Origin of the sequence: Roseateles sp. DB2 (assembly GCF_051857535.1) — a bacterium.
Lineage (GTDB): Bacteria > Pseudomonadota > Gammaproteobacteria > Burkholderiales > Burkholderiaceae_C > Roseateles_B.
Genome location: NZ_JBPZGY010000010.1, coordinates 22,593 through 36,446 on the forward strand (window position 1 = coordinate 22,593; position 13,854 = coordinate 36,446).

The following is a 13,854-nucleotide window of genomic DNA, read 5'->3' on the forward strand; positions in this document are numbered from 1 at the left end:
AGTCTCTCGCTTCAGTGCTTTTTCTTGAACAGGACGCGCGCCAGGATGTTCAGCGCCAGAACGCCCATGGTGATGAGGAAGACACCCGCCCAGGCCAGTTTCTGCCAGTTTTCGTAGGGGCTCATCGCGAACTTGAAGATGGTCACCGGCAGGCTGGCCATGGGCTCGCCCAGGGACGAGGTCCAGAACTGGTTGGACAGGGCCGTGAACAGCAGCGGTGCGGTCTCGCCGGAGATGCGCGCCAGGGCCAGCAGCACGCCGGTGATCACGCCGGCACGGGCCGACTTCAGCGTCACCGAGAGGATGACCTTCCACTTGGGCGTGCCCAGGGCATAGGCCGCCTCGCGCAGGGCATTGGGCACGAGACTCAGCATGTTCTCGGTGGTGCGGATCACCACCGGGATCACGATCAGGGCCAGGGCCAGCACGCCGGCCAGGCCGGAGAAGGTCTTCATGCGCGAGACCACCACGGCATAGACGAAGAGCCCGATCACGATGGACGGTGCCGACAGCAGGATGTCGTTGATGAAGCGCACCGCCGCACCCAGCCGCGTCTTCTGGCCGTACTCCGCCAGGTAGACGCCAGCCATGATGCCGATGGGCGTCCCCAGCAGCGTGGCCAGGCCCACCATGGTGATGGAGCCGAAGATGGCATTGGCCAAGCCGCCGACCTCCGCCTGCGGAGGCGGCGTCATCTCGGTGAAGGTAGCCCAGTTGAGCCCGCCAATGCCCAGGCGAACGGTTTCGAAAAGGATCCAGATCAGCCAGAACACGCCGAAGGCCATGGCCGCCAGGGACAGGGCCAGGGCGATGGCATTGGTGCGCTTGCGGCGAGCGTGGTGGCTCAGACGCTTGGCGTCCATCGATTGGGCGACGGAGGTGTTCATGCGCGGGCTCCTTCGCTCTTCTTCAGGCGGCTCAGCAGGATCTTGGAGAAGCTCAGCACCACGAAAGTGATGAAGAACAGCACCAGGCCCAGGTAGATCAGGGAAGCCTGGTGCAGGCCCTCGCCGGCTTCGGCGAATTCATTGGCCAGGGCCGAGGTGATGCTGTTGGCCGCCTCGAAGATGGAGGGTGAGTTCAGCTGGTTCATGTTGCCGATCACAAAGGTGACGGCCATGGTCTCGCCCAGGGCGCGGCCCAGGCCCAGCATCACGCCGCCAACCACGCCAGTCTTGGTGAAGGGCAGCACGACCTTCCACACCACTTCCCAGGTCGTCGCGCCCAGGCCATAGGCCGACTCCTTCAGCATGGGCGGCGTCACCTCGAAGACGTCGCGCATCACCGAGGCGATGAAGGGAATGATCATGATGGCCAGGATGATGCCGGCCGACAGGATGCCTATGCCCACGGGCGGGCCGGTGAACAGTGCGCCGAGATAGGGAACACCATCGAAGAGCTTCTGCAGCGGCTGCTGCACGAAGGTCGAGAGAATCGGGCCGAAGACCAGCAGGCCCCACATGCCGTAGACGATGGAGGGCACGGCGGCCAGCAGCTCCACCGCGATGCCTAGCGGGCCACGCAGCCAGTTGGGCGACAGCTCGGTCAGGAAAATCGCGATGCCAAAGCTCACCGGCACGGCGATCAGCAGCGCGATGAAGGAGGTCATCAGCGTGCCGTAGATCATCACCAGGCCGCCGAACTTCTCCTGCACGGGGTCCCAGTCCTTGCTGACCAGAAAACCAAGTCCGAACTCGCGGATGGCGGGCATGGCGCCCAGCAGAAGAGACAGCAGGATGCCTGCCAGCAGCGCCAGCGTCAGCCAGGCGGCGCCCTGCGCCAGGCCGGCGAAGAGCGCATCGGCCCAAGGCAGGGTGCGGCGTCGCTCGGGCGGCTGGCCCTGGGGGAGCGACCGCTTCTGGGCGCGATCCCGATCAGAGGTGTCGGTCATAGGGGGAGTCAGTACGGCGGCCATGGAAACCTCCACGATACGGTGCTTGAGCAGTTCAGGCGATACGCACAAGCCCCGGCGCCGGGCTGCAGCGTCGGGGCTTGCATCGCATGGCAGCTGCTTCTGTGCTTACTTGTAGCTGATGGCCTTGCCGGCAGCGTCCTTGATCTGGTCCGCCCATTGCTTGCGGATCAGGTCCTTGACGGAGGCGGGCAGCGGCACGTAGTCGAGGTCATCGGCCATCTTGTCGCCCTGGCTGTAGGCCCATTCGAAGAACTTCAGGCTGGCGGCTGCAGCGGCGGGCTTGTCCTGCACCTTGTGCATCAGGATGAAGGTGGCGCCGGTGATGGGCCAGCTGTCCTTGCCGGCCTGCTCGGTCAGCACCTGGTAGAAGCTCTTGTTCCACTCGGCACCGGCGGCAGCGGCCTTGAAGGCGTCATCGCTGGGCGAGACGTAGTTGCCGGCGGCATTCTTCAGCTGCACGAAGGCCATCTTGTTCTGCTTGGCGTAGGCGTACTCCACATAACCGATGGAGTTGGGCAAGCGCATCACGAAAGCGGACACGCCCTCGTTGCCCTTGCCACCCGTGCCCGTCGGCCAGTTCACGGCCGTGCCCTCGCCCACCTTGCTCTTCCACTCGGCATTGACCTTGGAGAGGTAGTTGGTGAAGAGGAAGCTGGTACCGGAGCCATCGGCGCGGCGCACCGGAGCGATGGCGGCGTCAGGCAGGGCCACGCCGGGGTTCAGCGCGGTGATGGCAGCGTCGTTCCACTTGCTGATCTTGCCCAGGTAGATGTCACCCAGCACGGCGCCGGTGAGCTTCAGTTGGCCAGGGTTCACGCCCTTGATGTTCACCACGGGGACCACGCCGCCGATGACGGTGGGGAACTGCAGCAGCCCATCCTTGGCCAGCTCATCGTCCTTCAGCGGCGCATCGGAGGCACCAAAGTCCACCGTCTTGGCCTTGATCTGACGGATACCGGCACCGGAGCCAACCGACTGGTAGTTGATGCGAGCGCCATTGGCTTTGTGATAAGCGTCAGCCCACTTGGCATAGACAGGCGCCGGGAAGGAGGCGCCAGCGCCCGTGACATCCTGCGCCTGAGCCAGGCCGCAGGCGGCGGCGAATGCAGTCATCAGGAGGCCGGTGCGGATCAGCTTGTTTGTCATTTCAGTCCTATCGCGTTTGGGTTGTTGAGCGATGAACAGGATGCTATGACCACTCTGTGACGAGTGCATGACACAGATGACAGTCACATTCCCCCTGCCGACCGGGGCAGCTGAATTGTCATACCAGCTTCACCGCCTTGTCATGTCACCTGCCTACGCTGCCGGACATTGCCTTTTCTCACAGCCAAGGTGGAGACCCCGACATGACACATCTGACCCGCTTCCTGGCGCTCAGCGCCACCCTGTTCGGCTTGGTGGCCTGTGCCACGGCCCCCGCCCCTGCCCCGCTGGCCGACACCCTGGATCGCGACCCCCAGCTGAGCACTTTCAACCGTCTGGTCGAGCAGGCTGGCCTGAAGGAAGAGCTGCGTGCCGCAGGACCGCTGACCGTGTTCGCCCCATCCAACGAAGCCTTCAAGGCCCTGCCGGCGGCCACACTGGACAAACTCAGCCAGGACAAGGAGCAGCTCAAGGCAGTCCTTCACCTGCACATGCTGGCCAGCAAGCTGCCGGCTGCCGAGGTCAAGAACAGCAGCCCCAAGAGCCTGCAAGGCAGCGCCCTGGCCCTGGCGCGCGCCGGCGAATTCGTGACGGTGGAAGATGCCGTGGTGCAGCGTGCCGACATCGGCGCTACCAATGGCGTGGCCCATGTGATCGACCGCGTGCTGCTGCCGGCCAAGAAGTAAGCCCAATACCGGCTCCTCGGCCGGCACCTCACAAAGACCATGCACCCAATGCAAAGGGCGCCCCCAGCGGGGCGCCCTTTGCCTTTGAGGGAAAGGTTTGGCGAGTCAGGCGCGCACGGTGGCCGCCATGCGTTCGGCACAGGACTGGGCCAGGGCAGCATCGCTGGCCTCGACCATCACGCGCAGCAGCGGCTCAGTCCCCGAGGCCCTGATCAGCACCCGGCCGCGGTCGCCCAACTCGGCCGTCACCTCGGCCTGCACACGGGCCAGCTCGGCATTGCCCTTCCAGTCCTGGCCAGGCTGCATGCGAACGTTGATCAGTGTCTGCGGGAACAGGGTCACGCCCTCCAACTGCTCGACCAGGCTCTTGCCTGTGCGGCAGATGGCGGACAGCACCAGCAGCGCGCTGACCATGCCGTCACCCGTGGTGTGCTTGTCCAGGGCCAGCAGATGGCCCGAGCCCTCGCCGCCCAGTTGCCAGCCGCGGGACACCAGTTCTTCAAGCACATAGCGGTCGCCCACCTTGGCGCGAACGAAGTCGACATCACGCTTCTTCAGGGCCAGCTCAACGGCCATATTGGTCATCAGCGTGCCCACGGCGCCCGGCACGCGCTGGCCTTGCGCCAGCCGATCCGCCACCATCACATAGAGCAGCTCGTCGCCGTTGTAGAGGCGGCCGGCGGCGTCCACGAACTGCAGGCGGTCGGCGTCACCGTCCAGCGCAATGCCATAGTGCGCACCATGTTCCTTGACAGCCTTGACCAGCGCCGCGGGCGAGGTGGCGCCGACGCCATCATTGATGTTGAGGCCGTCCGGACTGCAGCCGATGGAGATGACTTCGGCACCCAGTTCGTGCAGCACATCGGGCGCCACGTGGTAGGCAGCGCCATGGGCGGCATCGACCACCAGCTTGAGGCCACGCAGGCTCAGCTCCTGGCTGAAGGACGCCTTGCAGAACTCGATGTAGCGGCCACGCGCATCCTGGAGCCGACGGGCGCGGCCGAGGTTGGCGGAATCCACCCACGCGGCAGGCTCTTCCAGGGCCTGCTCCACGGCGATCTCCCAGGCGTCGGGCAGCTTCTCGCCCTTGGCAGAGAAGAACTTGATGCCATTGTCCGCAAAGGGGTTGTGCGAGGCCGAGATCACCACCCCCAGGTCCTGGCGCAGAGCGCGGGTCAGGTAGGCGACACCGGGCGTGGGCAAGGGGCCAGTGAGCCACACGTCCACACCGGCAGAGGCAAAACCAGCTTCTAGCGAGGACTCCAGCATGTAGCCGGAGATGCGGGTGTCCTTGCCGATCAGCACGCTGGGGCGCGCAGCGCCGTTGCGGCGCAGCACCTTGCCCACGGCATGGCCCAGGCGCAGCATGAAGTCCGGTGTGATCGGCGATTGGCCGACGGTCCCACGGATACCGTCAGTCCCGAAATAGCTACGGCTCATTGCGAGCTTCCTCCGAATTTTGAATGGCTGGCATTCTCGCCGATGAAGCTGACCGAGCTGCCGGCGCCGCCGCCAGCCCCCCACACCTGCAGGGCGTCCATGGTGGCCGCCACGTCGTGCACCCGCAGGATGCGGGCACCATGGCTCAGGGCCAGCAAGGCTGCCGCCAGGCTGCCGGGCAGACGCTGGTCGACGGCACGGCCCGTAACGACCCCGATGGCAGACTTGCGCGAAAGACCGGCGAGCAAGGGGAAACCCAGCACTTCAAGCTCGGCCTGGCGACGCAGCAACTCGAAGTTCTGTTCGACCGTTTTGGCAAAACCATAGCCAGGGTCCAGCACGATACGCTCAGCCGACACACCTTGGCGGCAAAGACTCTGGGCACGCTCGCTCAGGAATTGAGCCACCTCCAGCACCACGTCGGCATAGTCCGTCAACGATTGCATGCTGCCAGGATCGCCGCGCATATGCATGAGGCAGACGCCGAGCTGCGGATGGGACAGCATCACCGCCTCGGCGCCAGGGTCGCGCAAGGCCAGGATGTCATTGAGGATGTCCGCCCCAAGATCGGCTGCCCGGCGCATCACCTCGGCTTTGCAGGTGTCGATGGAGACGGGCACCCCCAGGCTCAGGGCACCGCGCAGCACGCCTTCGATGCGCCGCCATTCCTCGTCCACGCTGAGCCGCGGCGCGCCGGGGCGGCTGGACTCGCCACCGATGTCGAGGATGTGCGCACCCTCCTTCAGCAGTTGCTCGCAATGGGCCAGCGCTGCGGCGGTGCTGGTGTGCTGGCCGCCGTCGGAGAAGGAATCAGGCGTCGCGTTGACGATGCCCATGACCTGTGGAGTCCGGAGGTCGATGCGAAAGCGAGTGGTCTGCCAGAACATTGGTAGCGAGGCCCAGGCCGGCCCCTCAGGTGCATTGAAATGAAAAAGGCCCGTCTCCGGGAGACAGGCCTCGTACGTCAAAGCGACAGGTCAGGCAGCGGCAGGAGCGCCATCCGTGCTGACCGGCGGCGTGCCCCCATTGCTGGGGCCGCTGCTGGCGCTGGGCGACTCGCCTGGGCCGCGAGGCGGCTTGCCGGCCATGATGTCCAGCACCTGGTCGCGCTCGATGGTCTCCCACTTCATCAGAGCCTCGGTCATGGTCTCGACCTTGTCCCGGTTGTCCTCGAGGATCTTCTGCGCCACGGCGTACTGCTCGTCCAGGATGCGGCGCATCTCGGCATCGACCTTCTGCTGCGTGTTCTCGCTGATGTTGGCGGTCTTGGTCATGCTGCGGCCGAGGAAGACTTCGCCCTCGTTCTCGGCATAGACCATCGGCCCCAGGAGCTCGCTCATGCCGTAGCGGGTGACCATGTCACGGGCGATGCGGGTGGCTCGCTCGTAGTCGTTGGAAGCGCCCGTGGAGATGTCCTTGACGAACAAGTCCTCGGCGATGCGGCCGCCGAAGAGGATGCTGATCTCGTTGAGCATCTGCTTGTAGTAGCGGCTGTACTGGTCACGCTCGGGCAGTTGCCAGGTCACGCCCAGGGCGCGCCCGCGCGGCATGATGGTGACCTTGTGCACCGGGTCCGTACCGGGCAGGCACTCGGCCACGATGGCATGGCCGGACTCGTGATAGGCGGTGGCCCGCTTTTCTTCGTCCGTCATGACCATGCTCTTGCGCTCGGGGCCCATGTAGAGCTTGTCCTTGGCGCGCTCGAAGTCGATCATTTCGACCGTGCGGGCGTTACGGCGGGCAGCGAACAAGGCTGCCTCGTTGACCAGATTGGCCAGGTCCGCACCGCTCATGCCGGGCGTTCCCCGGGCCAGGATGGAGGCATTGACGTCCTGACCGATAGGCACCTTGCGCATGTGCACATTCAGGATCTGCTCGCGGCCACGGATGTCCGGCAGGGTCACATAGACCTGGCGGTCAAAACGCCCCGGGCGCAGCAGGGCTGGGTCCAGGATGTCCGGGCGGTTGGTAGCGGCAATCACGATGACACCCAGATTGGTGTCGAAGCCGTCCATCTCGACCAGCATCTGGTTGAGGGTCTGCTCGCGCTCGTCATTGCCACCGCCAAGGCCGGCGCCACGGTGGCGGCCCACGGCGTCGATTTCGTCGATGAAGATGATGCAGGGTGCGCTCTTCTTGGCCTGCTCGAACATGTCGCGGACACGGGCTGCACCCACGCCCACGAACATCTCGACGAAGTCGGAGCCCGAGATCGTGAAGAACGGCACCTTGGCCTCGCCGGCAATGGACTTGGCCAACAGGGTCTTGCCGGTGCCCGGAGGGCCGACCATCAGGACGCCACGAGGAATGCGGCCACCCAGCTTCTGGAACTTCTGCGGATCCTTGAGGAAGTCCACCAGCTCCTTGACCTCTTCCTTGGCCTCGTCGCAACCGGCGACATCGGCGAAGGTGATGTTGTTGTTGGCCTCATCCAGCATGCGGGCCTTGGACTTGCCGAAGCTGAAAGCACCGCCCTTGCCACCGCCCTGCATCTGGCGCATGAAGTAGATCCACACACCGATGAGCAGGATCATGGGACCCCAGCTGATCAGCAGGGTCTGCAGCACCGAGGGCTCGTCATCAGCCTTGCCGACGACTTGCACGCCGTACTTCATCAGGTCGTCGACCATCCAGATGTGACCTGGCTGCACGATGCTGTAGGGCACACCGTCGTTGGGGGTGACCTTGACCACACGTCCTTGCGTCTCGACCCGCTTGATCTTGCCGGCCTTGGCGTCATCCATGAACTGGGTATAGGTCACGGCATCGACAGGGCGCTGCTTGTCGAACTGCTTGAACACGGTGAACAGCACCAAGGCGATCACCAGCCAAACAGCTACCTTTGAGAACCACTGATTGTTCACCGCGACTCCTTATTCCATTCCACATGCCGCAGGGAGCGGCTGATGCACGGCATATGGGGTTGATTCTATTGCAGTCAAGGGCTGGGCTCTGATTGTCAAATCCTTGCCGCGCGATAGCCAAAAGTCGCGCTGCCGCCCTCTGCGACGATTGGGCTTGATCTACTTCAATCCCATGCCCACCAAAAAGGTCTCGGCGGAGCGGAACCGCGAGGCCTTGGGCTTGACGGCCTTGACCTTCTTGAAGGCCCTCTTGAACAGCTCCACCAGCTGGTTGTAGCCGCTGCCATGGAAGACCTTGGCCACCAGCGCCCCCTCGGGCTTGAGATGCTGCTGTGAGAACTCGATGGCCAGCTCGATGAGGTGTTCGATACGTGCAGCATCGGTAATCTCGATGCCCGAAAGGTTGGGCGCCATGTCCGAGACGACCACGTCCACAGCCTTGCCGTCCAGTGCGGCCTCCAGCTCATGCAGAACGGCCTCCTCGCGGAAGTCACCCTGAATGAAGTGCACACCTTCGACCGGCTCGAACTCCAGCAGGTCCAGCGCAATGATGGTGCCGTTGAGTTCCCCGACTGCCGCGCCCCCTGCCCCAGCCTGCTTGGGCGCGAACTTGCGGCGCAGGTACTGGCTCCAGGCACCCGGCGAGGCGCCCAGATCCACGACGACCTGCCCCGGCCTGATCAGCCGCAACTCCTCGTCGATTTCCTTGAGTTTGTAGGCCGCCCTGGAGCGGTAGCCCTCCTTCTGGGCCTGGCGCACATAGGGGTCGTTGACGTGGTCGTTGAGCCACGCCTTGTTGATCTTCTTGCTTTTGCTGTCGATTTTCATGATTTGGAGCGTCTGGCCCGATAATACGGCCATGCCTGCGATTCAACTGACCCCTGCCCAGCGCAAGGAAAAACGTGCCGACGCCCACCACCTCGACCCCGTCGTGATGATTGGCGCCGATGGACTCACGCCCGCCGTCGTGAAGGAAACTGACAACGCCTTGAAGGCCCATGGCCTGATCAAGGTGCGCGTGATGTCGGATGACCGCGAGATGCGTGGCGCCATTCTCGAGCAGCTTGCTGACGAACTCGACGCTGCCCCCATCCAGCACATCGGCAAGCTGCTGATCCTGTGGCGCCCAATCCCCGAGAAGGAGCGCAACGAGCGCGAGGGCGCCATGCCCGCGCCCAAGGTGGTGAAGATCGTGAAGTTCTCCAAGAACGGCAACAGTCGCCCCACCATCAAGAAGGTCCAGCTGCTGGGCAACCAACGTGTGGCCCAGGGTGGCGAGATCAAGCGTGCCAAGCCCAAGCAGCGCAGCGTGAAGAAGCGCGTCACCGACTGAACACGCTCCCGGCCGAGCATCAGGACCGCCACCTTCGGGCGCCGGTCCTTTTTTCATGCCCTATTCAGGCGCCGCGCCGGCTCGTCCGCCAGGCGAGTGCGAGCACCATCAGCGCCTTGAGCGCAAAGATGCCGGACGAGACGCCGTGCAGCGCACCAAAACTGAGGCGCCCCTGCCCTGCCCGCGCTTCAGCCATCAGGGGCTGCAGCCCGTAATAGCCCAGCACCACGCAGAACAGCGCCCCCAGGGGCAGCAGCAGCTCCGGCGTGGTGATGCGGGAGGATTCGGCATCGCGCTGCGCACGTCGCTCCATCATCACTAGCAGCAGGCCCATTACCAGCCCCAGCTGTGCATCCTGCTCGAACAGCCGGCCCACATAACGCCCCGCGTCTGGCCGTGCCAGCACACCGAACGCCGTCGGCGCCGCCACACCGGCCACGCACAGAAGAAAGCCGCCCCACAGGGCGGCCAGCAAGGCACGAACACGCATCAGCATCGTTTCAGCCTTTCACCCCAGCCCCACCTCTGCTCCACCGATCGAAGCCTGGGGATCCGGCTCTGCCGGCAGGGGGAGGTCCTCAAACATACCGGACGTCAACGATCTCGTAGCGCTTGACGCCACCCGGCGCATGCACTTCGGCCACATCACCGGCCTCCTTGCCGATCAGCGCACGGGCGATCGGCGAGGAGATCGAGATCAGACCCAGCTTCAGGTCGGCCTCGTCATCACCCACGATCTGGTAGGTCACCTCGTTACCCGAGGCTTCCTCTTCCAGGTCCACGGTCGTGCCGAACACCACCTTGCCGCCGGCGTCGACGTCGGCCGGATCGATGACCTGGGCTGCCGCCAGCTTGCCCTCGATCTCAAGGATGCGGCCCTCGATGAAGCCCTGCTTGTCCTTGGCCGCCTCGTACTCGGCGTTCTCGGACAGATCACCCTGGGCACGGGCCTCAGCGATGGCATTGATCACGGCATGACGCTCGACTGTCTTGAGTCGATGCAGTTCTTCCTTCAGCTTTTCAGCGCCGCGCTTGGTCAGAGGGATCGTGGCCATACATAGAACCTTGATAGACAAAACAAGACCGCCGCAGGGACTCGCAAGGAGCCGCAGCGGCGGTTTTTGGGGCCGGACCGGGCTCCCCACCTCGGGGAGCAGTCCGGCATGGCTGCAGTTTAGTGCAGTTCGGTGTGGAGTTCCTGCAGGGATTGCACGAGCAGGCCATCCTTGTGCTTCATGCCCTCCACTGCCGCCTCGCAGCCGGCCATGGTGGTGTAGTAGGTCACGCGGTTGGCCAGCGCGGCCTGGCGGATATGGCGGCTGTCGGCAATGGCGGTACGGGTCTCGTCCACAGTGGTGAAGACGAGCTGGATGTCGCCGCCCTTGATCATGTCCACGATGTGCGGACGGCCATCCTTGACCTTGTTGACCACCTGCACCGGCACGCCGGCTTCGGCGATGGCTGCGGCCGTCCCCTTGGTGGCGACCACACCAAAGCCCAGAGCATGCAGATCACGTGCAACCACGACCGCACGGGCCTTGTCGTTGTTTTTCACCGTGATCAGCACATTGCCCTGGCGCGGCAGGCGGCTGCCAGCGCCTAGCTGGCTCTTGAGCATGGCCTCGCCAAAGGTACGGCCGGCACCCATGACTTCCCCCGTCGAACGCATTTCCGGACTGAGGATGGGATCCACGCCAGGGAACTTGTTGAAGGGGAAGACGGCTTCCTTGACGCTGAAGTAAGGCGGCACCACTTCGTGCGGCACTTCGCCCTTGCGGTCCTTCTGCTGGGACAGCTTCTGACCGGCCATGCAGCGAGCAGCGACCTTGGCCAGTTGCTGGCCCGTGGCCTTCGAGACGAAAGGCACGGTGCGCGAAGCACGTGGGTTCACTTCCAGCACATAGACCTGGTTCTCGGACAGGCCCTTGGTGACGTCGCCCTGGATGGCGAACTGCACATTCATCAGGCCGATGACCTTCAGCGCGCGAGCCATGGCCGCCGTCTGGCGGCGCAGCTCGTCTTGCAGCTCAGCGGACAGCGTGTAGGGCGGCAGCGAGCAGGCGGAGTCGCCCGAGTGGATGCCGGCGGCCTCCACGTGCTCCATGATGCCGCCGATCATCACGCCCTCGCCGTCGGAGATGCAGTCCACATCAACCTCGACGGCATCTTGCAGGAAATGGTCCAGCAGCACGGGGGACTTGTCGGAGACACGCACCGCTTCGCGCATGTAGCGCTCGAGGTCCTTGTCACCGTGCACGATTTCCATCGCGCGGCCACCCAGCACATAGCTCGGGCGCACCACCAGCGGGTAGCCGATCTCCTGGGCCAGCGCAACGGCTTCATCCTCGCTGCGCGCGGTGCGGTTGGGCGGCTGCTTCAGGCCCAGCGTGTGCAGCAACTTCTGGAAGCGCTCGCGGTCCTCGGCGATGTCGATGGAGTCGGGCGTCGTGCCGATGATGGGCACGCCGTTGGCTTCCAGGTCCAGGGCCAGCTTCAGCGGCGTCTGGCCGCCGTACTGCACGATCACACCGACGGGCTTTTCCTTGTCGACGATCTCCAGCACGTCTTCCAGGGTCACCGGCTCGAAGTAAAGGCGGTCCGAGGTGTCGTAGTCAGTGGAGACCGTCTCGGGATTGCAGTTGACCATGATGGTCTCGTAGCCGTCCTCGCGCATGGCAAGGGCGGCGTGGACGCAGCAGTAGTCGAACTCGATGCCCTGCCCGATGCGGTTCGGACCACCGCCCAGCACCATGATCTTCTTCTTGTCCGTCGGCGCGGCCTCGCACTCCTCGTCGTACGTGGAGTACATGTAGGCGGTCTGCGTCTCGAACTCGGCCGCGCAGGTGTCCACACGCTTGTAGACCGGGCGGATGCCCTGCGCATGACGAGCGCGGCGCACCTCATGCTGGTTGGTGCCCAGCAGCCTGGCGATGCGCTTGTCCGAGAAACCCTTTTGCTTCAGGAAGCGCAGTTCATCCTTGCTCAGCGAGGCCAGGGCCCGGCCCTTGATGCTCTGTTCGATCTGGATCAGCTGCTCGATCTGAGCCAGGAACCAGGGGTCCACGGCCGTTTCGTCAAAGACTTCCTGCAGGCTCATGCCGAGGCGGAAGGCGTCAGCCAGGAAGAGGATGCGCTCGGGACCGGGCTCACCGATTTCCTGAACGATTTCTTCACGGTCGGTCGAGCGTTCAGTCAGACCATCGATGCCAGTCTCCAGGCCGCGCAGGGCCTTCTGGAAGGACTCCTGGAAGCTGCGCCCCATGGCCATCACCTCGCCCACCGACTTCATCTGGGTGGTCAGGTGCGAATCGGCCATCGGGAACTTCTCGAAGGCGAAGCGCGGGATCTTGGTGACCACGTAGTCGATGGAGGGCTCGAACGAGGCCGGCGTGGCGCCACCGGTGATGTCGTTCTTCAGCTCATCCAGTGTGTAGCCCACGGCCAGCTTGGCAGCGACCTTGGCGATGGGGAAGCCCGTGGCCTTGGAGGCCAACGCCGAGGAGCGCGACACGCGGGGGTTCATCTCGATCACGATCATGCGACCGTTCTTCGGGTTGATCGAGAACTGCACGTTGGACCCGCCGGTATCCACGCCGATCTCGCGCAGGATGGCGATGGAGGCGTTGCGCAGCAGCTGGAATTCCTTGTCGGTCAGCGTCTGGGCCGGAGCCACGGTGATGGAGTCACCGGTGTGGATGCCCATGGGGTCCAGGTTCTCGATGGAGCACACGATGATGCAGTTGTCCGCCTTGTCGCGGACCACTTCCATCTCGTATTCCTTCCAGCCGATCAGCGATTCCTCGATCAGCAGCTCGTTGGTTGGTGAGAGGTCCAGGCCGCGCTTGCAGATCTCCTCGAACTCCTCGGGGTTGTAGGCGATGCCTCCACCGGTGCCACCCAGGGTGAAGCTGGGGCGGATCACCATGGGGAAGCCGCTGCCGCCGATCTCGGCGTGGATGCGCTTCTGCACCGCCCAGGCTTCTTCCATGGAGTGAGCGATGCCAGACTTTGCCGAGTCCAGTCCGATCTTGGTCATCGCGTCCTTGAACTTCAGGCGGTCCTCAGCCTTCTCGATGGCCTTCTCATTGGCGCCGATCATCTCGACGTTGTACTTGGCCAGCACGCCGTGCTTGTGCAGGTCCAGGGCGCAGTTCAGCGCGGTCTGGCCGCCCATGGTGGGCAGGACGGCATCCGGACGTTCCTTGGCGATGATCTTCTCGACCACCTGCCAGGTGATGGGCTCGATGTAGGTCACGTCGGCCGTGTCCGGGTCGGTCATGATGGTCGCAGGATTGCTGTTGACCAGAATGACCTTGTAGCCCTCTTCGCGCAGGGCCTTGCAGGCCTGGGCGCCTGAATAGTCGAACTCACAGGCCTGGCCGATGATGATGGGGCCGGCGCCGATGATGAGGATGCTCTTGATGTCGCTGCGTTTTGCCATTGTTTGTTCTCCGTCTCTCGGGCGTATCT

The 13,854-nt window shown here is 64.2% G+C and carries 12 protein-coding genes; 2 read left to right on the forward strand and 10 right to left on the reverse strand.

Annotated elements, in window-relative coordinates; all coding sequences use genetic code 11:
* Positions 1–11: 11 nt before the first annotated feature.
* The 3 genes from pstA to pstS all read right to left on the reverse strand — a co-directional run bounded on the left by pstA (position 12) and on the right by pstS (position 3,061).
* The gene (gene pstA / locus ACS5PK_RS15405) at positions 12–887 is read right to left on the reverse strand and encodes a phosphate ABC transporter permease PstA (RefSeq protein ID WP_439441142.1); all 876 of its coding nucleotides are present in this window, start codon (positions 885–887) and stop codon (positions 12–14) included.
* Positions 884–1,891, reverse strand: a complete 1,008-nt coding sequence (pstC, locus tag ACS5PK_RS15410; protein ID WP_439441143.1) for a phosphate ABC transporter permease subunit PstC — start codon at positions 1,889–1,891, stop codon at positions 884–886. The genes pstA and pstC overlap by 4 nt, the downstream gene beginning before the upstream one ends.
* A gap of 129 nt (positions 1,892–2,020) precedes the next feature.
* Positions 2,021–3,061: a phosphate ABC transporter substrate-binding protein PstS gene (pstS, locus tag ACS5PK_RS15415; protein ID WP_439441144.1), complete on the reverse strand. Its 1,041-nt coding sequence runs from the start codon at positions 3,059–3,061 to the stop codon at positions 2,021–2,023.
* Positions 3,062–3,264: 203 nt separating this feature from the next.
* Here pstS and ACS5PK_RS15420 point away from each other — a divergent pair, with 203 nt between their 5' ends.
* A complete protein-coding gene (locus ACS5PK_RS15420; RefSeq protein ID WP_439441145.1) occupies positions 3,265–3,747 on the forward strand; it encodes a fasciclin domain-containing protein in 483 nt (160 codons plus the stop codon).
* 105 nt (positions 3,748–3,852) lie between these two features.
* Here the strand turns inward: ACS5PK_RS15420 and glmM are convergent, their stop codons facing one another.
* The 4 genes from glmM to ACS5PK_RS15440 form a co-directional block, all read right to left on the reverse strand.
* Positions 3,853–5,187: a phosphoglucosamine mutase gene (glmM, locus tag ACS5PK_RS15425; protein ID WP_439441146.1), complete on the reverse strand. Its 1,335-nt coding sequence runs from the start codon at positions 5,185–5,187 to the stop codon at positions 3,853–3,855.
* Positions 5,184–6,074, reverse strand: coding sequence for a dihydropteroate synthase (gene folP, locus ACS5PK_RS15430; protein WP_439441147.1), 891 nt, complete (start codon positions 6,072–6,074; stop codon positions 5,184–5,186). Before folP ends, glmM begins: the two co-directional genes overlap by 4 nt.
* 90 nt (positions 6,075–6,164) lie before the next feature.
* Positions 6,165–8,051, reverse strand: coding sequence for an ATP-dependent zinc metalloprotease FtsH (gene ftsH, locus ACS5PK_RS15435; RefSeq protein WP_439441148.1), 1,887 nt, complete (start codon positions 8,049–8,051; stop codon positions 6,165–6,167).
* Between the two features lie 159 nt (positions 8,052–8,210).
* A complete protein-coding gene (locus ACS5PK_RS15440) occupies positions 8,211–8,879 on the reverse strand; it encodes an RlmE family RNA methyltransferase (RefSeq protein ID WP_439441149.1) in 669 nt (222 codons plus the stop codon).
* Positions 8,880–8,910: 31 nt separating this feature from the next.
* On the opposite strand from ACS5PK_RS15440, the gene yhbY reads away from it, so the two are divergent.
* On the forward strand, positions 8,911–9,384 hold the full coding sequence (gene yhbY, locus ACS5PK_RS15445; RefSeq protein WP_439441150.1) for a ribosome assembly RNA-binding protein YhbY: 474 nt from the start codon (positions 8,911–8,913) through the stop codon (positions 9,382–9,384).
* Between the two features lie 64 nt (positions 9,385–9,448).
* Here the strand turns inward: yhbY and ACS5PK_RS15450 are convergent, their stop codons facing one another.
* The 3 genes from ACS5PK_RS15450 to carB form a co-directional block, all read right to left on the reverse strand.
* On the reverse strand, positions 9,449–9,880 hold the full coding sequence (locus ACS5PK_RS15450; RefSeq protein WP_439441151.1) for a DUF4149 domain-containing protein: 432 nt from the start codon (positions 9,878–9,880) through the stop codon (positions 9,449–9,451).
* An 82-nt stretch (positions 9,881–9,962) separates the two neighbouring features.
* Complete coding sequence (greA, locus tag ACS5PK_RS15455) at positions 9,963–10,439, reverse strand: transcription elongation factor GreA (protein WP_439441152.1); 477 nt, start codon at positions 10,437–10,439, stop codon at positions 9,963–9,965.
* Positions 10,440–10,558: 119 nt separating this feature from the next.
* A complete protein-coding gene (carB, locus tag ACS5PK_RS15460) occupies positions 10,559–13,825 on the reverse strand; it encodes a carbamoyl-phosphate synthase large subunit (RefSeq protein ID WP_439441153.1) in 3,267 nt (1,088 codons plus the stop codon).
* Positions 13,826–13,854 lie beyond the last annotated feature (29 nt).